Raw genomic sequence first — 19,113 nt, 5'->3', positions numbered from 1 at the left:
ACCTGGGACTTCGTGCGAGACGACCCGCGATTTAAGGAATTGGTCAAACGAGTCGGGATCCCGGAATAAAAGAAGATGGTACGTGGTTTGAAGATGATCGTTTTGACTCTGCTCGCGCTTTTACCGCTCGGAACACTGGCAGTGTCTGCCCAGTCGCCTGATGAGATCGTCCGTTCGCCGAAGGTTCGAAAGGCCCTTGAGTTCATCAGGGCTATCGAGCCCGAGACCATCGAGGAACAGATCCGAACGGCCGAGATTCCGGCACCGACGTTCAAGGAAGGAAAGCGGGCCGAGTATTACAAGCGGCGTTTCAGCGAGCTTGGGCTTTCGAAGGTTAGGATCGATGCGGCCGGAAATGTCATCGGCGAGCGTCCCGGCTCTGATCCGCGAGAGACGCTCGTGATAGCCGCTCATCTAGATACGGTCTTTCCCGAGGGCACAGATGTAAAGGTGAAACGCAATGGCAATCTGTTGACCGGGCCGGGCATCGGCGACGACGCTCGCGGTCTGGCTGTGATGCTTGCGGTCATTCGGGCGTTGAATGAAGCGAAGATCGAAACGCGCGACAACATCGTCTTCGTCGGCGACGTCGGTGAAGAAGGGCTCGGGAATCTGCGCGGTGTCGGCCATCTGGTCACGGAAGAGTTGAAGGGACGGATCACGAACTTCATCGCTCTCGATGCCTCGGGCTACGACCTGGTGACGCGCGAGATCGGCAGCAATCGATACCGCGTAACGTTCAGCGGCCCTGGCGGTCACAGCTTTAAGGAATTTGGCAGGACAAGCGCGATTCATGCCCTCGGGCGAGCGATCGAAAAGATCTCGCGACTTACGGTGCCCGCCGACCCGCGGACCACTTATAACGTAGGGAAGATCGACGGCGGAACGACCGTCAACTCGATCGCCCAGACCGCCTCGATGGAGGTCGACCTTCGTTCGGTCAGCGCGGAAGAACTTTCAAGGCTCGACGCCAAATTCAGACAGGCCGTTGAGGCGGCGCTCGCCGAGGAGAATGCGGCCCGCCCTGACGGAGCGCGCCTTTCGGTCGAGGTCGAACTGATCGGCGAACGGCCGGTCGGCAAACAGGCAGCCGATGCACCGATCATCCAAACGATAATCGCGATGGACAAGGCCCTCGGCATTCCGACAAATCCGACGGTCAGCAGCACTGATTCAGGGATGCCGCAGCGTTTCGGGATACCATCCGTTACGGTCGGCAGCGGCGGCACATGGAAAGGGATGCACTCGGTCGGCGAAAGTTTTGACACGACGGACAGCTATCGCGGGTCTCAGCGAGTTCTTGCCGCGATAATAGCTGTCGCCGGACCGAGGATGTGAATCGCGAGACCGGGACGCAGCGCGAGGCCCGAACTTATTGCACCCGGCATGAATCGATGCTATAAGTATCGAACCGTTCGGTGTCCATTTTTCGAAATAATAAAACCTTTTCTGTTTCTTGGCCGTAAACTACGCGGTTCAACCTCAAATTTTCCAGAAAAATACCCCGAGCGCATAGCTACGAATGCGCAGTTTAAAGGAGATAGGTCAAATGAGTAAGTTTCTCAACAGGCTATTCGCGATCGGCTTGATCGCATTTGTTCTCACCAGCATTTCGATCGCCCAGGATCCGCCGCCTGTGCCGACCGAAACACCGGCCGGCGGCCGGCCGACACTGCCCGGTATGCCGGGCGGCGGTGCATCGCAGGATCCGCAACCCTACGACAAGGTCATCACCAAGGACGCCAAGACCCGCGACGGCATCTTCAAGGTCCACAAAGTAAAGGACAAATATTATTACGAAATACCGAAAAGCGAGATCGACAAACAGTTTCTCATGGTCACCCAGATCGCGAGTACGACCGTTGGCGTCGGCTACGGAGGCCAGGCCCTTGGCCGGCGGGTGGTCAGGTGGGAGCGCAATGAGAACAAGATCAATCTCCGAAATGTGAATTTCAGCATCGTCGCCGATCCGACATTGCCTATCGCCGAGGCGGTCCGCAATTCGAACCACGATACGATCCTGATGTCATTTCCGGTAGCGGCCTGGGGACCGGACGAGGCGGCCGTGATCGACGTTACGCGGCTTTTCACGACCGACATGTTCGAGATCAGCGCGCGTCAGCGATTGAATGCGACGACGATGGATTCGTCACGAACGTACATCGAACGGATATCGCCATTCCCGACCAACATCGAGGCCCGAGCGACCCATACCTACACACGTATCGCATCGCCCGCAGGCGCACCTGCGGCTCCGGCGTCACCGTTTGCGGCCGGGATGAATCCGGGAAGCGCGACGGTCGTCCTTCACCACAGCATGGTCAAGCTGCCCGAGAATCCGATGATGCCGCGGCTGTTCGATGAGCGCGTTGGTTACTTTTCGGTCAGCAACACCGATTACGGGCGTCCGGAGCACAGAGCGCAGGAACGCCGCTTCATCACGCGTTGGCGGCTCGAAAAGAAAGACCCGAATGCAGCAATGTCCGAGCCGGTAAAACCGATCGTTTATTACATCGACCGGGCGACGCCGGCATGGCTGGTTCCGTTCACGAAACGCGGCGTCGAGAAATGGCAGAAGGCATTTGAGGCCGCCGGCTTCAAGAACGCGATAATAGCGAAGATGCAGCCATCAAAGGCCGAAGATCCCGAATTCGATCCGGAAGATGCTCGATACTCGGTCATCCGCTGGCTGCCGTCGACGATCGAGAACGCCTCGGGGCCGCACGTAAATGACCCGCGAACGGGCGAGATCCTCGAATCGGACATCCAGATGTATCACAACATCATGAACCTTCAGCGTTCGTGGTATTTCCTTCAGGTCGGCCCGCTCGACCCTCGTGTTGCGAAACTTCCGATGCCGGACGATCTGATGGGAACGCTGGTGGAATACGTCGTTGCACACGAGGTCGGCCATACGCTCGGCTTCCAGCACAACATGAAGGCCAGCTCGACCTATCCGCAGGAGAAGGTACGCGATGCCGCGTGGGTCAAAAAAATGGGCCACACGCCGACGTTAATGGACTATTCACGATTCAACTACGTCGCGCAGCCCGAAGACAAGATCGATCCGGCTGACCTCGTACCGGGGATCGGGCCGTATGACGAATGGGCGACGATGTGGGGGTATAAGCCGATACCGACCGCAAAGTCGTCGGATGACGAACTGAAAACCCTGAACGAATGGGCCCGCGAACAGGACAAGACGCCGTGGCTGCGTTTTTCGACCGCCGGTTCAAGCGGCAGCGACCCGGGTGAACTGACCGAAGCGGTCGGCGATGCCGACGCCGTGCGTTCAACGACCCTCGGCGTGGCTAACCTGAAACGCGTTGCCAAGATGCTCGTCCCGGCGACGACGACGCAGGCCGGCCAACCCTACAACGACCTCAATGAGCTTTACGGCAGGATGCTCGGCCAGTGGACGCTGGAAATGAACCACGTGGCGGCGATCGTCGGCGGCTACAATTCGCAGCAAAAGCATATCGGGCAGACGGGCGTTCGATTTGATCTGATCCCGAGGGCCCGGCAGGCAGAAGCCGTCAGGTTTCTGAACGATAATGCGTTCGCAACCCCGATGTGGGCGATCGATAAAGAGATACTCAGACGTATCGAACCGATCGGCGCACTCAACCGCGTCCGGAACGCGCAGAACAGCGTCCTAAACAATCTGTTGTCGAGTTCGCGGTTCGCACGCCTCGTCGAGCAAAGTGCCCTGGACGGCAATGCTGCGTATGATCCGGCGGAGTTTCTCGCCGATGTCCGCAACGGCGTCTTTTCGGAACTGAACTCACCGACGCCGGTCGTGGATGCCTATCGGCGCAACCTTCATCGCGCGTATCTCGATATCGCCAATAACAAGCTGAATGCACCGGCGGCAACCTTGCCGCAAGGGCTTCCGGCAAGTTTTGCGGCGATGTTCATAACAAGCGGCGATGAACGAGCGTTCTATCGGGCCGAGCTTCGCGAGATCAGCGCGGCGGCAGGAGCAGCGATGGGACGGGCGACGGACCGTGCGACGAAGATCCACCTTCAGGCCGTCCAGGATCAGATCGGTAAGATCCTCGATCCGAATGCGGCATCGTCATCCAATGCGGCGGCGAACCGGCTTGCTTTGGAGTTCATGGAGCTCTATCTCAACCCGACATCGTGTTGGCCGGATTACGTCATCGAACCGTAACGGCATCCATTTCGCGATCGATAAAAAAAGGGGGGAAACCCCCTTTTTTTGTAGCCGGTGATATTGTTCAGCAGCATGCAAGAGCTGCTCTATGCTTTTCGACGCGAAGGTCCGGATGTTCGCAGAGATGGTTGGATGTCGTAGGAGTTAGGATTACACTCAGTAATATTACTTCCCGATGATAAGTCCGGATATCTACAGAAAGCAGGAAACGCTACTGATACTGCTGAATATGGCGGTGATCGCCGCACTTGTATTCGTGCATATCAGCTTCATCGCGTTGCTCGGACGGCCATCAGGCTGGCTCTTGCTGGTACTCGCGGTGAGGTTCGTTTTGCTGAATCTGGAATTGATCTGGATCCAGAAGACAGATGAGAATACGCCACCTGTTCTGATAAACGCGCACATCTATCTTTCGCTTGTCTTGAATATGGTCTTTGCGTTCCTGGCGGCCCGCTCGGGCGGCACCGCGGACAGCCATTATTCGGTCCTGATGATCATCCCGATAATCTCAGCCGCGTATCGTTTCCGGCTTGCTGCGATGATGGTGGTGGTCACTGCGGCGATCACACTCAACTTCCTCGAAGTTTATCTTTATTTCAATGAACATCCCCCTGTCGATATCAGTGAGTATTTCGAAGCGGCCACGGTCTCGCTTGTATTTCTAGTTGTCGGGATCATCGTCTGGCTGCTCGTCGGGAACCTCCGGATCGAAGAGGAAAAACTGAATCAAAGCCTTGATGAACTGCGGGAACTGCAGAGTAGATTGGTCGCCGAGGAAAAACTCGCGGCGGTCGGCCAACTGTCGAGCGCCATCGCGCACGAGATACGCAATCCGGTATCGATGATCGCGAGTTCGCTGAAGCTGGCGGAAAAGCAAAGCGGGGACTCGTCTGTCCGCAAAGAGATGTTCGATATTGCTACTGCGGAGGCAACCCGGCTTGAACTATTGACAACAGATTTCCTCTCTTTCGCAAGTACAAAGGAACCGGACGTAAAGGAGGTCCCGGTGCGAGAAAACCTCGAGTACATCGGCGGGCTCTCAAGAGCTAAGTTAGCAGAGAAGAACCTCAGTCTGGAGATACAATGCCCCCAGGGCATCAGGTTCACGATGGATCCGGGGCAAATGCAGCAGGCATTGCTGAATCTTGTGACGAATTCGATCAATGCGACGCCGAGCGGAAAAACCATCACTGTCGGTGCGGAAGAACGAGGTGCCGTATCCGTCCTGTTCGTTGCGAACGAGGGCCCGGCGATCCCGGACAGCATCGCAGACCAAATATTCGAGCCATTCTTTTCTCGCAGCGAACGCGGAACCGGTCTCGGCTTGCCGATCGTCCGGAGGATCGCCCGAGCGCACGGGGGTGAGGTCGAACTCGTCAAGAATTCGGAAGGTGATGTAAGGTTCGAGATAGTCTTTTGAATGATATGGCCAAGATCCTGATCGTCGACGACGAACCAAGCATGCTGCGGATCCTGACGGTTATCCTGGCGGATGCCAAACATTCGGTCACAGCATCCGGCGGGCTTAACGAGGCGCGCGCGGCTCTCGCAAAGGAACGATTCGACCTGGTCATAACGGACAAGAAGATGCCGGATGGCGACGGGCTCGAACTCCTGCGGTACTGCCATGAGAATGACCCGGACCTCCCGGTGGTAATGCTGACGGCCGTTGCTACGGTCGAACTCGCGGTCGAGGCAATGCAGGCTGGAGCCTTCGATTTTATCTCAAAGCCATTCGTACCCGAAGTCGTGACGGCTGTGGCCCGCCGGGCGACCGAACGCACTAAGCTGCTTCGCGAAAACGAGATCCTGCGCGAAGAAGCAAAGCGGCACATATTCGCCGAGGATATCCTCGGGGAGAGCCCGGCGATCCTCCGCTTAAAGGAGACCATCGCAAAGGTCGCTCCGACCAATGCTACGGTCCTGATCACCGGCGAAACGGGTACAGGCAAGGAGCTCGTCGCGCGGGCGATCCATAAAGGGAGCATTCGTTCGAAAGAGACCTTTCTCGCGGTCAACTGCGCGGCCTTGAGCGAACAGTTGCTCGAATCGGAACTTTTCGGGCATGAAAAAGGTGCGTTTACCGGAGCCGACCGGCCGCGGCAAGGGCTCTTTGAGGCGGCCCACAACGGAACGCTCTTTCTTGATGAGGCCGGCGAAATGTCACTGAGCCTCCAGGCAAAACTGCTGCGCGTACTGACTGACGGCCAATTCCTGCGAGTTGGAGCATCTGTCCCGCGCTCGGCAGATGTCCGCGTGATCGTTGCGACACATCGTGATCTTAGGGAGCGAGTAAAGGACGGCCGTTTCAGGGAGGACCTATACTACCGGTTAGCGGTGGTCCCGATCGAAATACCGCCGCTTCGGGATCGAAAGGAAGACATTCCCGTTCTTGTCGATGTGCTGATAAATCAAATTTCCAAGGATCTGAAGATCAAGGACGTTTCGGTTCGCGATTCAGCGCTCGAAAAGCTACGCGGGTACAGTTTTCCAGGCAACGTCCGAGAGCTCCGAAACCTGCTTGAGCGTGCGTGCATTCTGGCTAAAGGCGGGATACTGACCGCGGACGATATCTATATTCAATCAGACCAGGTGACTTCGGATATCGGGGCCGGACCTATCAACGCACTGCCGGAGGATATCGACCTCACAGCGGTGCTGGCCGATATCGAAGCGCAGTTGATCCAGCGTGCATTGAGAAATTCTGGCGGGGTGCAGGCAGAGGCCGCACGAAAGCTCGGTATTTCCAGAAGCGACATCGCTTACAAGATAAAGAAGCACAAACTATCGGGCGAGATGTAGAAATTTTCATACACAATTCCTCGGGCCGTATAAATACTTGTACGTTCGGCGATAGGCCTGATCCATCCTGACTGCTGTATCTCCAGTTATTCCATCATTTAAATCACATCCGTTGACTGGCCTGGCTTTTGCACTAGTTGTAAGGCAGACAGTAACCAAACTGGATCTTTTTCAGGAGAAGTAAGGATGATGATCAACAAACAAAGCAGCTTAATGATATTGGTTCTCGCTATCGCACTGATTGCCGCGGCCTGCGGACAGGTAGACAAGACAACTACAGCGAGCACCGCGGGAACTGCGGCTGGCGGGGCCAAGACCTTGGAAAATCTTCAGACAGCATTCGACGGCGAGAGCAACGCGAATGCAAAGTATCTGGCCTTTGCGAAGAAAGCGGATGAAGAGGGATATGCCAAAGTCGCAAGCCTATTTCGGGCAGCGGCCCGTGCCGAAGAGATACATAAAGACAATCATGCTCAAGTGATCGGCAAAATGGGCGGCGTCCCTAAGGCTGATGTCAAAATTCCGGAGATCAAGACAACGGCTGAGAATCTGAAAGGCGCGATCGAAGGCGAAAGCTATGAACGCGACAAGATGTATGTCGACTTCCTCAACGAGGCACGCACGGTTGGGAATAAAGACGCGGTCAGGACGTTCAATTTTGCGAAAACCGCCGAGGCTGAGCACGCGAAGCTTTACGCAGAGGCTCTGGCGAACCTCGAGAAGTGGAAAGGTGAAAAGACCACGTTCTTCGTTTGCTCAACATGCGGGTACACGACACTCGACGGCAAGATCGAGAAGTGTCCTGTTGATTTTACCCCGAAAGAAAAGTTCGAAGCGATCAATTGACAGAACCGGTCTCAGGACGATCGAGCAAGGGGCAGTTTTCGGACGCCGGCCGACAGTCGGCGTCCGCTTCAGAAGTAAACACGGAGGAATTATGTTACCGCCACTACCAAGCTGGGATGGTTTGCATCCGCTAATTATTCATTTTCCGATCGCGCTATTGATCGTTGCACCGCTGCTGATCCTAATCGGGATATTCACGGCGAAACGGGGAAAGGCATTTCTGATATCCGCACTGATACTGATGGTGATCGGAACGACCGCGACCTTCATCGCCGTTTCGACAGGTGAGGCCGCAGGCGAACTTGCCGAACGCGTGCCCAACGTCGAAGCGGTTCTTGAGAGTCACGAAGAGCTTGCCGAAACAACAAGAACGGTATTCTCGATCTTGACTGTCGTTTTCGGCATCATCGTTTTGGCTCCAATGGCCTTTCGAAAGGAGCTTTCCTCGCGGGTCACGATACCGCTGAATCTCGCTTTTCTCCTTTTTTACAGCTCGGGTGTCGTGATGTTGATCAATACCGCACACGAAGGGGGGAAGCTAGTTCACCAATATGGGGTCCACGCGATGATGGCATCAAGCGGACAGTCAGTTACGGGTAGCGTCAGCACGGATAAGAAGTCTGATGACGACGATGATGATTGAAGAGCAAAGGAGTTCCAAAATGACGAAATTAGTTTTGATCGTGACACTTGCAGCGAGCGGGATGATGATCGCGGCTTGCGGCGGAAATACGGAAGACAAGAAAGCCGAGACAAAAACCACGGCGGTGAATGTGAACGCCTCAGCGGCGAACAGCAATGCGGCTGTGAAGGCCGCAGATGCGGATGACCTTCGCAGCACAAACGCATCGGCGAACAACAGTGTGCCGAATAGCCCGGGTTCGAAAAGTAAGGTAGATGCAGACGATATTCGAAAGACCTCGTCGGGCAATTTCAATTCTTCGGTCAACAAGAAAGACTCCGATGACCGAGGACGCCGAGGTGAGCAAGAGGACGATGACGATCATTAAGGTCAGCGTCGGGTTTGCTTTGGAGTTCATGGAGCTCTATCTCAACCCGACATCGTGCTGGCCGGATTACGTCATCGAACCGTAAAGGCCGAATCGGCACGATCGAAACGCGTCGGGAACTATGATATTCCCGGCGCGTTTTTTCGTATTATGGTGCTAATATTGCAAAGAAAATGGACGGCATGTTATTCGGGCTGCATCTGACGGCCACCGAGATAGAGCAAGGACTCGACGAGGTCCTGCGATCGCCGCGCGACGAGGGGACGCTTGAGATGATCGTCAGGCGGCCGGAGATCAATGCACGGGAAGTGGTCGAGACCGGACGGCTCGATATCGGAGAAGGCCTGGTCGGCGACAATTGGCTGAAAAGGGGAAGTTCGCGGACGGACGATGGGAAAGGCCATCCGAAAATGCAGCTCAATTTGATGAACTGGCGTTTCGCATGCCTGATCGCCGGCGACGTTTCGCGGGTGCCGCTGGCCGGCGACCAACTTTATGTCGACCTATATCTCGGTGAAGAGAACCTCTCACCGGGGACGGTCCTGACCGTAGGCAGCGCGACGATCGAGGTGACCGAAATACCGCATCTGGGCTGCAAAAAATTTGTCGAGCGATTCGGGCTTGACGCGATGAGATTTGCTAACTCAGAACTCGGGCGTCGCCATAACCTGCGCGGCATCAATGCGTTGGTCGTAAAGGACGGCGACGTCTCGGTCGGCGACGCTGTAAGAAAAATGGCCTGAACGGTTTCCCGATCGGGATCAGATCTTGACCAAAGGAGAATTCGTAACAATGACAACAGCATCAGCCCAGGCGAGCGACCGCGAAGCGATCGTTCAGACCATCAACACCTATGTCAGCGGCGGCATTTCAGGCAGGAGCGACGATATGAGGCCGGCCTTTCACGAAGGTGCGACCATCTACGGCTATATCGGCCCCGACCTCTTTGGCGGACCCATTCAGGGCCTTTTCGATTGGAATGACGGCAACGGCCCGGCCGCAGATCTGAAGGCGAACATTGCCAACGTCGATATCGAGGGAACTATCGCGACCGTAAGGCTCGAACTCGACAACTGGACAGGCCACAAGTTCACCGATATGTTCACTCTTCTAAAGACCGACGGCGAGTGGAAGATCGTGAGCAAAGTATTTTACCTGCATCCGGAGGGATAGGGCGGCAAAATGGCTAGTCTTTCGCGACGAGACTTACTTAGAGGTGCTGGGGCCGCGTTAGGTGCTGTCGCGCTTGACCAAAGCACCTCTGCTTCAGCCGAGCAGTTGGCGAACGAGTACGGTTTCGCTCCTGGGCTGATCTATCTCAACACCGGCTCGCTGGGGCCGACACCCCGCTCGACGCTCGATGCAGTCATGAAAGCGTGGACGGAGCTTGAGACGAATCCGGTCGCGATGTCGTACGGCGCGGGAGCGGTTCACGCTCTTGCTGACAAGACGCGTGGGGCCATCGCCGGGATCATCGGCTGTACGGCGGACGAGATACTGCTGACCCGCAGCACGACCAACGCAATGACAACGGCCGGCCTTGGTATCGACCTCGATCGCGGTGATCGCGTTCTGACAACGGATGTCGAGCACGAAGGCGGCAGTGCTGTTTGGAAACACCTTGAGAAACGGCGTGGCGTCATTATCGACCGCGTTTCAATACCTTCGGAAGACCATGATGTAAAGGGCATCGTGGGGCGTTTTGCGGCCGCGATAAGAAAGGAAACGAAGGTGATCAGCGTCAGCCATGTCATTACGTCGACGGGTCTGAGGATGCCGGTCCGCGAGATCGTCGCCCTGGCTAAGGCGAAAAACATCCTGACCATCGTCGACGGAGCACAGGCAGTTGGAAATATCGAGGTCGATGTAAAGGCGATCGGCTGCGACGCCTACGCTGCGCCGGGTCACAAGTGGCTCTTGGCCCCAAAAGGCACTGGCTTCCTTTATATAAATAAAGACTCCGCTACGAAGATACAGCCGGTTGAGTGGACGGACGGTAAGGCCTACGTCCTTGGCTCGGCCGGGATGGGTTCGCTGCCGTTGATTGTCGGCCTTGGAGCGGCGATCGAAGCGGCGCAAAAGCGGGGCATCGTGGCAACCGAAGCCCGCAACCTGGCATTACGAAACCTCGCGTACGAGGGTTTGAAGAAAATCGCCAAAGCTCAAGTGGTCAGTGCTCCGCCGGGACCGCTGGCGACGGCATTGGTTGCCTTCAAGCTTCCGGACGCGATAGACAGCTCCGCATTTCGCAACACCATGCGGCAAAAATACAACCTTATGCTGAAGCAGACTGAGAAGCGATGGGGAAACGGCATGCGGATATCACCGCATGTGTTTAATACGGAAGCCGACATCGACGCGGCGCTCAAAGCGATCGCGGCTGAACTCGCTTGACGACGACTTTATTAAACGCTGCCCTGAATGCGGACGAGGGCGATAAACTTGATGAAACGATGCCCTGAATGTAGAAAAGATTATCTCGACGACAGTTTGCTGTACTGTCTCGACGATGGTGCCGCGCTTGTGCAGGGTACGGTCACGGATGAGCCCGCGACTGCGATATTGTCGGGTGATCGGCGTTCGGGTGAGGCACTCACCGAAAGTCTTAAGACCGCAACGCTCACCGGCGACAATTCGCTGACGCTGCGGCTACCCGCGTTTTTGTCGCGTGAGCGGCTGCCGTGGATGCTGGCAGGCGTCCTGCTGATCGGTCTGTTGGTTGCGGTCGTTTATGCAGTCAGAAATGGGCGGGCCGTTGTAACAAACGAGCTGATCAGAACAACATTTTATATCCAACCGCCTCAACGAAGGTCCGGCTTTGGACAAATAGCGATCTCCCCCGACGGAAGGAACATTGTGGTCGCGTCCGACGTCGAGGGTAAAACAGTCCTTTGGCTCAGACCGATGGACTCGCTCGAGGGGCGACCGCTTGCGGGAACCGATGGTGTCGTTGGATTCCCGTTCTGGTCGCCCGACAGTCGCTCGATCGGGTTTTGGGTTGCCGAGAACAAACTCAAGAGGGTCGACATCGCGGACGGAACCGTCAGGGATCTTGGAGAGGCTCCCGCCGGCGCTGGCGGCGCTGGGTGCGCCTGGAACCGTGACGGGACGGTATTATGCAACGGGCGGGGCGGCTTTGTTCGTCTCCCCGCGTCCGGCGGTGTTTCGGATAGGCTGCCCGGATATGATTCAAAGGAGGACGAGCTTTTCCGTTGGCCAAGTTTCCTTCCCGATGGAAAACATTTTCTCTTCTTGGTTACGAATAGCGATCGAACAAAGTCCGAGGTGTACGTCGGTTCGATCGATGGCTCGACAAGAAAACTCCTATTCGCAGCGGATTCAAATGCGATCTATTCAGCCAAGCCGGACGGCAAAGGCGGGTATCTGCTGTTTGCCCGCGGCTCTGCCCTGCTCGCACAGGCTTTCGATCTGGAAACCCTATCCGTGTCGGGAGAGCCATTTCGGGTCGCCGAAAGCGTTCGGGTGAATTTTAACAACCGAGGATATTTTTCGGTGTCCGACAACGGTACGCTTGTTTACGACCCAAGGACTGACGAATACGAAGGGCGCCAGTTGACCTGGTATGACCGTTCGGGAAAAGAGTTACAGGCCGTTGGCAAGGCGGGACCCATGTTCCGTTTCAGGCTCTCGCCGGACGAAAAACTGGTGTCGATGTCGAGCCGCGGCACAGGAAATGTGAACAACGACATTCTTGTCACTGACATTGCTCGCGGTGCGAGCTCGCGTCTCGCATCATTTCCCGGCGACACGCCTGAAAGCATCTGGTCCCCCGACGGCAAATATGTCGTATGGAACGAGAGAGCAGGGACGAAGATCCGGCTGATGAAAAAACTCGCGAGCGGTGCTGGTGAGGCCGAGGTCCTTCTAGAATCCGAGGTAAGCGGGATAGTTCCTTCGGATTGGTCCTCTGACGGAAAGTTCATGCTCTATACTTCGTTCAATAACAGGAATCGGGATATTTGGGTGCTGCCGCTTGAGGGCGATCGCAAACCCTTTCCCTACATCCAGACACCGTCCGACGACCAGTCAGCAGTTTTTTCGCCGGACGGCAAATATGTCGCGTACAGATCATTCGAGTCTGGTAGGAACGAGATCTATATCCAGACATTCCCAGCGTCTGCAACTAAGTTGCCGGTCTCGACCAACGGCGGGACCGCTCCCTTTTGGGCGCGAAACGGTCGCGAGCTGTTTTACATTGCGAGCGGAAAGCTGATGTCGGTCGAGATCAAGCCGGGCGACCCATTGAGCGTAGGCGTGCCGCAGCCGCTCGTCGACTTCGCGGCCGTTCGGAGCCCCCGAAACGACGACTATGCAGTTTCGAACGACGGCCAGCGACTCCTCTTCATCAGCCGCGCCGCCGATGCCGTCTCACTCCCGATCGTCGCGATCCTAAATTGGTCCGCTGGGTTGAATCGATAACTATGAAACGCTGCCCTGAATGCGGACGGGATTACAACGACGACTCACTGAGCTTTTGCCTCGATGACGGGTCGGAGCTGTTGTTCGGGCCGGCGGTGTCGGAACGGCCTGCGTCAGTGGGCGGCCAATTCGGTGACGAGCCGGCGACGGCGATCCTGCATGAGACTGAATCGCCGAAAGAGGCGGTGACTCGTATTCAGCTTCACACGACTGAGCAGACTGCCGTTCTGCCTTCGGGCATCGAAGAGGCTCCTAAACGGAGTTTCGACAAGCGTCTTCTGGCAGCGCCGTTTCTGCTGGCGATCATTGTTGTGGGCGGGTTCTTTGCCTTTCGATACATCACACCAGTTAAGCAGCTCGAATCCATCGCCGTGATGCCGTTTGTTAACGACAGCGGAAACGCGGAGATGGAGTACCTTTCCGACGGGATGACCGAGACGCTGATCAATAGTCTTTCAAAGCTCGCGAATCTTTCGGTAAAGGCGCGCAATGCGGTGTTTCCTTATAAAGGAAAAGAAGTTTCGGCGAGGCAGATCGGAGAGGAATTGGGCGTGCAGGCCGTTCTGCTGGGCAGGCTCGCGGAGCGGGGCGGGAACATCAAGTTGAATCTTGAACTCGTCGACGCGAAGACGCTTGATGTCATTTGGTCGGAGCAGTATGACCGCAAACAGGCTGACCTCGTGAATCTCCAGCAAGAGATCGCGCGTGATGTTTCGAGCAGGCTGAGGCCAAAGCTGACCGGCTCTGACGAACAGAAACTCGCAAAGAGCTATACGACCGATTCCGAGGCGTACAGGCTTTATCTTCAGGGCCGCTTCTATTGGTACAAGCAAGCCGGTCAGGAATTCGAAAAATGCGCGGACTATTTCCGTCGTGCGATAGAAAAAGACCCGAACTTTGCACTCGGGTACGTTGGCCTCGCGGATTATTACAGCGTCCGGAAACGTGACAAGGCCAGGGAGAACGTTAACCGCGCGCTCGCGCTCGACCCTGATCTTGCCGAGGCGAACGGCACGCTCGGATATCAGTACATGCTCGAGTATGACTGGGCAAACGCCGAGCGGTATATGAAGCGCGCCCTCGAGCTTGATGACAAGATCCTGGAACTTCATCGCTGGAACGGACAGCGGTTGATGATGCTCGGACGTTGGGATGAGGCCTTCGCCGCTTACGACCGTGCGCTTGAGATCGATCGCAATTCGTCTGCTACACGTTTAAGTTACGCCGCTTGCCTGATCGTTTCTGGAAAACTGAATGACGGTATTCGTTACATGGAAGAATCGGTCAAAGCGGATCCGAGCCATATTTGGGGCCATTCGTTCCTCGGGCACGCATATAGTTTGCGGAACGACTGGGCCAATTCGGTTGAGCAGCGTGCCATCGCGGCGGAACTGTCTGGACGGTCCGAGGAGGCACGACTTATGCGAGAGAGCTTCGCCAAAGGTGGGCGCGATGGTTTTTTGCGCGAGTTGGTTAGCCGTATGGAAGCCAGAATTCCAGCGGGCGGGAGTGCCCAGTCGCAAAGGGCGTCGATGTACCTTTTTCTGGGTGACAAGGAAAAGGCACTTCAAACTCTCGAACGCGCCGCCGAAAGAAATGGCGACTTCTGGCTCTTCATGATCAAATACGAATCTGTCTACGATCCGCTCCGCGGAGACCCGCGCTTTCAGGCGATCGTGAAAATATTTGACGCACCCAAATAGAACGTTATGAAACGCTGCCCTGAATGCGGACGGGATTACAACGACGACTCACTGAGCTTTTGCCTCGATGATGGCTCGGAATTGCTGTTCGGCCCGGCGAGGGGCAGGTCGGAACCGCATGTGTCAGCTGGCGGCCAGTTCGATGAGCCAGCGACGGCGATCCTGCACTCGACCGCTGCGCCGGGCGAGGCTCTGACTCGCGCGCAGATACATACTACGGAACAAACCGCGATTCTAAGCACAGGAGCGGAGGCGGAGCCTCAGACGACCTTAAATGACTCGACGGAAAAGCGCAGCTTTTCCGCTCGGCGAACAAAGCCGCTTGCCGCTGTGGTGGTGGCCATCGCTATTCTGGTTGGCGGATTCTTTGGCTACCGATATTTCTCGGCCTCTGGTTCTAAACAGATCAATTCCATCGCCGTGATGCCGTTTGAGAATAGGAATTCGGATGCCGACACGGATTATTTGTCTGACGGTTTGGCGGAATCGGTGATCTTTCGGCTGACGCAGATCCCTGATCTGCGGGTCAGCCCGACGAGTTCGGTGATGCGTTACAAGGGGAAAGAGACCGACGTTGCCGAGATCGCCTCCGAACTTGGCGTAGATGCGGTGATGACCGGACGCCTTACCAAGCGGGGCGACAATCTGAACATCACGGTCGAACTTGTGGATGCCCGCACCAACAAATCGCTATGGGGCGAGCAGTATGAACGGAAACTCTCAGAACTATTGACCACCCAACGCGAGATGGTCGCCGAGATCGTCAGCAAACTGCAGCTAAAACTCTCGGGCGAAAGCGAGCAAAAGTTGGCGAAGAAATACACCGACAACAACGAAGCCTATCAACTTTATCTGCAAGGTCGTTACCATTGGAACAAACGGGAGGCAAAGGAATTTGAAAAGGCACTTGAGTTTTTCAAACAAGCCATCGAAAAAGACACGAACTACGCCCTTGCCTATAGCGGGTTAGCCGATACATATTCCTTGTTTCCGGCTTACGGCAATTTCAGACCGAACGAGTATATGCCGCAAGCCAAGCAGGCGGCACTCAAGGCTCTCGAAATTGACCCGAATTTGGCGGAGGCACACGCTTCTCTCGGTGAGGCGATATTTTACTACGACTATGACTGGGCAGGTGCGGAAAAAGCGTTCAAACGGGCAATTGAACTAAATCCAAAATACGCAACGGCTCGTCAATGGTATGGCGAGCTGCTATCTCTCGGCGGAAGGCAGGACGAAGCGATCAGGGAAATGTCAAAAGCCCTGGAACTCGACCCGTTTTCGATGATCATTAACCGACAAATGGTATCAGTTTTGCAACAAACCAAGCGATTTGACGAAGCATTTCTGCAAAATAAGAAGATCAATGAGCTGTTCCCAAATGAGGAGGATCTTCATTTTACCAACTCCACTATTTTTGAGGCTCAAGGCAAATATATGGAAGCATTCGAAGAATTGTTGCTTGCTGAAAAGGCAGGCGGGGCCAAACCCGAAGAAATTCAAGAGACGAAAAACATTTACGAAAAAGGCGGCTGGGAAGCTGTGGTAAAACGGTGGGGTGACGAACAGCTCAAGTTCCTTAACGATAAAAAGGAAAAGGACAAGAACGAATACGTTTTGGCTATTAACTATGCCTATGCTTACGCATATCTCAAAGACAAAGATAAGACGATCGAATATTTGAACAAAGCATACGATGAGCGTTCAATGGCGGTGCTTAACCTCAAAGTAAATTATGTATGGGACTTCGTGCGAGACGACCCGCGATTTAAGGAATTGGTCAAACGAGTCGGGATCCCGGAATAGAAAATGAGGATGGAAAACTTCAAAAGGAGAGAAAGCGCCATGAGTCATAGCTCACGTATTCGCACCGTCTTGTCCGCCGCCACCGTAACGTTTTTGATCACGCTGCTTGCGATACCGGCATCTGTCGTAAGGGCGCAGAGCGCCGCTGGGTTCGACGTCGTGCTAGCCAATGGCCGGGTGATGGATCCGGAATCGAATCTTGATGCGGTTCGCTACGTCGGAATTCGCAACGGCAAGATCGCGGCGATCTCAACCCGGCCTTTGCGAGGGAAGACGGTGATCGACGCAAAAGGCCTGGTCATCGCACCCGGCTTTATCGATCTGCACGCGCACGGGATGGATGATGAGAACCATCGTTATCAGGCGCGCGACGGCGTGACGACCGCGCTCGAGATGGAGGTAGGCGTCTCGCCTGTGGCGCCGTGGTACGCCGCGCGCGAGGGCAAGTCGCTCATCAATTTCGGCGCGGCGGTTGGGCACATCCCGGCAAAGATGGCCGTGATGAAGGACACCGGGGCCTTTCTTCCGCGCGACAATGCGATCAATCGCGCTTCAACACCGGACGAGGTCCGTCAGATTACCGATCTGATCAAAAAGGGCCTCGACGAAGGCGGTCTCGGTATCGGCTTTGGCATCAATTACGTGCCGACGACGACGCGGGCCGAGGTCTTTGATCTCTTCGCGCTTGCGGCCGAGCGCGGTGTTGCGAACTACGTTCACATGCGTTTTGCCGGCGCGAAGGAGCCGGGAAGCGGGATCGCAGGACTGCAGGAATTACTAGCGGCCGCCGCGGGAACAGGTGCCTCGCTGCATGTCGTGCACATTAACAGCATGTGCCTGGCTCAAACGGCCACCTGCGTGAAAATGATCGAAGGCGCCGCCGGACGCGGCATGGACGTAACGACCGAGGCCTATCCCTACACCGCAACGCAGACCCGAATCGAATCGGCCCTCTACAACGATGGCTGGCAGGAGAATTTCGGGATCACATACAAGGACCTGCAGTGGGTGGCAACCGGCGAACGACTAACGGCGGAATCTTTCGCTCGCTACCGCATAGAGGGCGGGCCGGTGATCGGTCATGCGATACCGGAAGAGGTCGCGCGCCTGACCGCCGCTAACCCGCGTGTGATGGTCGCCAGCGATGGGCGGCTTGAGAATGGAAAGGGCCACCCACGCGGCGTTGGAACCTTTGCCCGCGTACTTGGCCGCTACGTTCGCGAGCAAAAGGTCGTGTCGCTGATGGACGCGATACGCAAGATGTCGCTGCTGCCTGCGCAGCGTTTGGAGAAAGCGGTCCCGTCGATGCGCCTTAAAGGCCGCATCAAGGTCGGGGCGGATGCCGACATCACCATTTTCGACCCGTCGACGGTCATCGACCGCGCTACATTCGAGAACCCGGCGCAATACTCAACCGGTATTCGTCACGTGCTGGTCGCCGGCGTTTTCATCGTCCGGGACGAAAATATCGTGGAAGGCGTTAACCCGGGAAAAGCAATCCGGCGTTCGCGAGGAGACCGGAAGTAGCTAGAGCAGCGCAAACGAGGAATTAATATGTCAATGAACGATAAAGTAGCACTCATCACAGGAGCGAGCAGTGGGATCGGGAGGGCGACCGCCCAGGCCTTTGCGGCAAAGGGAGCGAGCGTCGTGCTTGCGGCGAGGAGACAGGAGGAACTCGACTCGCTGGTGGCCGAGATCGAAGCAGCCGGCGGAAGGGCGACAGCGATCAAGACGGACGTGTCGAAAGCCGAGGAAGTCGAGCGAATGGTCGCCCACGCGATCGATACCTTTGGGCGTCTCGACTATGCCGTCAATAATGCAGGCATCGAAGGGGTGATCGCATACATCGCCGATCTCGAGGAGGACGACTGGGACCGCGTTCTCGACATCAACCTGAAAGGTAATTATCTCTGCCTGCGATACGAGGCCCGGGCGATGCTCGCTGGCGGACATGGCGGAGCGATCGTCAATGTGGGATCGGTAAACTCTTTCCTCGGTTTCGGAGGAGGAGCTGCGTATGTTGCGTCAAAGCACGGTCAGGTCGGATTGACGACAAGCGCCTCGGCCGAACTTGCGCCGCACGGCATCAGGGTCAACATCGTTTGCCCGGGGTTTGTCGATACGCCGATGCATCACCGGATCCGCGGCATCATCGGTGACGAGATCTTCGACAATGCGATGGTGCCGCAGGTGCACGTCCGACGCGTTGGCAAGCCGGAAGAGATCGCGTCTTCTATCCTGTACCTTTGTTCAGACGAGGCAAGCTTCATAACCGGCACGACCCTGACGCCGGATGGCGGATTCGCGATGACAGTTTGATCGATTA

15 protein-coding genes are annotated in these 19,113 nt (G+C 56.1%); all 15 read left to right on the top strand.

The window, feature by feature from the left end:
* The first annotated feature begins 75 nt into the window (after positions 1 to 75).
* The 15 genes from IPM28_11465 (at position 76) to IPM28_11395 (ending at position 19,106) form a co-directional block, all read left to right on the top strand.
* The gene (locus IPM28_11465) at positions 76 to 1,338 is read left to right on the top strand and encodes a M20/M25/M40 family metallo-hydrolase (GenBank protein MBK9173597.1); all 1,263 of its coding nucleotides are present in this window, start codon (positions 76 to 78) and stop codon (positions 1,336 to 1,338) included.
* A 211-nt stretch (positions 1,339 to 1,549) separates the two neighbouring features.
* Positions 1,550 to 4,174 carry a zinc-dependent metalloprotease gene (locus IPM28_11460; protein MBK9173596.1) on the top strand — a complete coding sequence of 875 codons (2,625 nt, stop codon included), beginning with the start codon at positions 1,550 to 1,552 and terminating at the stop codon, positions 4,172 to 4,174.
* Positions 4,175 to 4,352: 178 nt separating this feature from the next.
* The gene (locus IPM28_11455) at positions 4,353 to 5,597 is read left to right on the top strand and encodes a HAMP domain-containing histidine kinase (protein ID MBK9173595.1); all 1,245 of its coding nucleotides are present in this window, start codon (positions 4,353 to 4,355) and stop codon (positions 5,595 to 5,597) included.
* A complete protein-coding gene (locus IPM28_11450) occupies positions 5,594 to 6,979 on the top strand; it encodes a sigma-54-dependent Fis family transcriptional regulator (protein ID MBK9173594.1) in 1,386 nt (461 codons plus the stop codon). The genes IPM28_11455 and IPM28_11450 overlap by 4 nt, the downstream gene beginning before the upstream one ends.
* A gap of 186 nt (positions 6,980 to 7,165) precedes the next feature.
* Positions 7,166 to 7,825: a rubrerythrin gene (locus IPM28_11445; protein ID MBK9173593.1), complete on the top strand. Its 660-nt coding sequence runs from the start codon at positions 7,166 to 7,168 to the stop codon at positions 7,823 to 7,825.
* 91 nt (positions 7,826 to 7,916) lie between these two features.
* Complete coding sequence (locus IPM28_11440) at positions 7,917 to 8,468, top strand: hypothetical protein (protein MBK9173592.1); 552 nt, start codon at positions 7,917 to 7,919, stop codon at positions 8,466 to 8,468.
* A gap of 19 nt (positions 8,469 to 8,487) precedes the next feature.
* Positions 8,488 to 8,835 carry a hypothetical protein gene (locus IPM28_11435; GenBank protein ID MBK9173591.1) on the top strand — a complete coding sequence of 116 codons (348 nt, stop codon included), beginning with the start codon at positions 8,488 to 8,490 and terminating at the stop codon, positions 8,833 to 8,835.
* Positions 8,836 to 9,017: 182 nt separating this feature from the next.
* Positions 9,018 to 9,578, top strand: a complete 561-nt coding sequence (locus tag IPM28_11430; protein ID MBK9173590.1) for an MOSC domain-containing protein — start codon at positions 9,018 to 9,020, stop codon at positions 9,576 to 9,578.
* 49 nt (positions 9,579 to 9,627) lie between these two features.
* Entirely contained in the window at positions 9,628 to 10,008 is a 381-nt protein-coding gene (locus tag IPM28_11425) for a nuclear transport factor 2 family protein (GenBank protein ID MBK9173589.1), read from the top strand.
* Between the two features lie 9 nt (positions 10,009 to 10,017).
* Positions 10,018 to 11,229: an aminotransferase class V-fold PLP-dependent enzyme gene (locus IPM28_11420; protein MBK9173588.1), complete on the top strand. Its 1,212-nt coding sequence runs from the start codon at positions 10,018 to 10,020 to the stop codon at positions 11,227 to 11,229.
* A gap of 51 nt (positions 11,230 to 11,280) precedes the next feature.
* Positions 11,281 to 13,275 carry a PD40 domain-containing protein gene (locus IPM28_11415; GenBank protein MBK9173587.1) on the top strand — a complete coding sequence of 665 codons (1,995 nt, stop codon included), beginning with the start codon at positions 11,281 to 11,283 and terminating at the stop codon, positions 13,273 to 13,275.
* A 2-nt stretch (positions 13,276 to 13,277) separates the two neighbouring features.
* Entirely contained in the window at positions 13,278 to 14,978 is a 1,701-nt protein-coding gene (locus IPM28_11410) for a tetratricopeptide repeat protein (protein MBK9173586.1), read from the top strand.
* A 6-nt stretch (positions 14,979 to 14,984) separates the two neighbouring features.
* Complete coding sequence (locus tag IPM28_11405; protein ID MBK9173585.1) at positions 14,985 to 16,784, top strand: hypothetical protein; 1,800 nt, start codon at positions 14,985 to 14,987, stop codon at positions 16,782 to 16,784.
* A 39-nt stretch (positions 16,785 to 16,823) separates the two neighbouring features.
* Positions 16,824 to 18,311, top strand: coding sequence for an amidohydrolase family protein (locus IPM28_11400; GenBank protein MBK9173584.1), 1,488 nt, complete (start codon positions 16,824 to 16,826; stop codon positions 18,309 to 18,311).
* Positions 18,312 to 18,344: 33 nt separating this feature from the next.
* The gene (locus tag IPM28_11395; protein ID MBK9173583.1) at positions 18,345 to 19,106 is read left to right on the top strand and encodes a glucose 1-dehydrogenase; all 762 of its coding nucleotides are present in this window, start codon (positions 18,345 to 18,347) and stop codon (positions 19,104 to 19,106) included.
* Positions 19,107 to 19,113: the final 7 nt, after the last annotated feature.

The organism is Chloracidobacterium sp., assembly GCA_016716305.1.
GTDB lineage: Bacteria > Acidobacteriota > Blastocatellia > Pyrinomonadales > Pyrinomonadaceae > OLB17.
Note: the sequence above shows the minus strand (reverse complement) of the source record. Positions and strands in the feature narration are given on the sequence as shown.

Excerpts from the sequence above, each read along its gene's own strand:
- IPM28_11430 (MBK9173590.1), top strand. The coding sequence starts at position 9,018 with ATGTTATTCGGGCTGCATCTGACGGCCACCGAGATAGAGCAAGGACTC.
- IPM28_11405 (MBK9173585.1), top strand. The coding sequence starts at position 14,985 with ATGAAACGCTGCCCTGAATGCGGACGGGATTACAACGACGACTCACTG.
- IPM28_11420 (MBK9173588.1), top strand. The coding sequence starts at position 10,018 with ATGGCTAGTCTTTCGCGACGAGACTTACTTAGAGGTGCTGGGGCCGCG.
- IPM28_11415 (MBK9173587.1), top strand. The coding sequence starts at position 11,281 with ATGAAACGATGCCCTGAATGTAGAAAAGATTATCTCGACGACAGTTTG.
- IPM28_11440 (MBK9173592.1), top strand. The coding sequence starts at position 7,917 with ATGTTACCGCCACTACCAAGCTGGGATGGTTTGCATCCGCTAATTATT.
- IPM28_11400 (MBK9173584.1), top strand. The coding sequence starts at position 16,824 with ATGAGTCATAGCTCACGTATTCGCACCGTCTTGTCCGCCGCCACCGTA.
- IPM28_11410 (MBK9173586.1), top strand. The coding sequence starts at position 13,278 with ATGAAACGCTGCCCTGAATGCGGACGGGATTACAACGACGACTCACTG.
- IPM28_11460 (MBK9173596.1), top strand. The coding sequence starts at position 1,550 with ATGAGTAAGTTTCTCAACAGGCTATTCGCGATCGGCTTGATCGCATTT.
- IPM28_11465 (MBK9173597.1), top strand. The coding sequence starts at position 76 with ATGGTACGTGGTTTGAAGATGATCGTTTTGACTCTGCTCGCGCTTTTA.
- IPM28_11395 (MBK9173583.1), top strand. The coding sequence starts at position 18,345 with ATGAACGATAAAGTAGCACTCATCACAGGAGCGAGCAGTGGGATCGGG.
- IPM28_11455 (MBK9173595.1), top strand. The coding sequence starts at position 4,353 with ATGATAAGTCCGGATATCTACAGAAAGCAGGAAACGCTACTGATACTG.
- IPM28_11445 (MBK9173593.1), top strand. The coding sequence starts at position 7,166 with ATGATGATCAACAAACAAAGCAGCTTAATGATATTGGTTCTCGCTATC.
- IPM28_11435 (MBK9173591.1), top strand. The coding sequence starts at position 8,488 with ATGACGAAATTAGTTTTGATCGTGACACTTGCAGCGAGCGGGATGATG.
- IPM28_11425 (MBK9173589.1), top strand. The coding sequence starts at position 9,628 with ATGACAACAGCATCAGCCCAGGCGAGCGACCGCGAAGCGATCGTTCAG.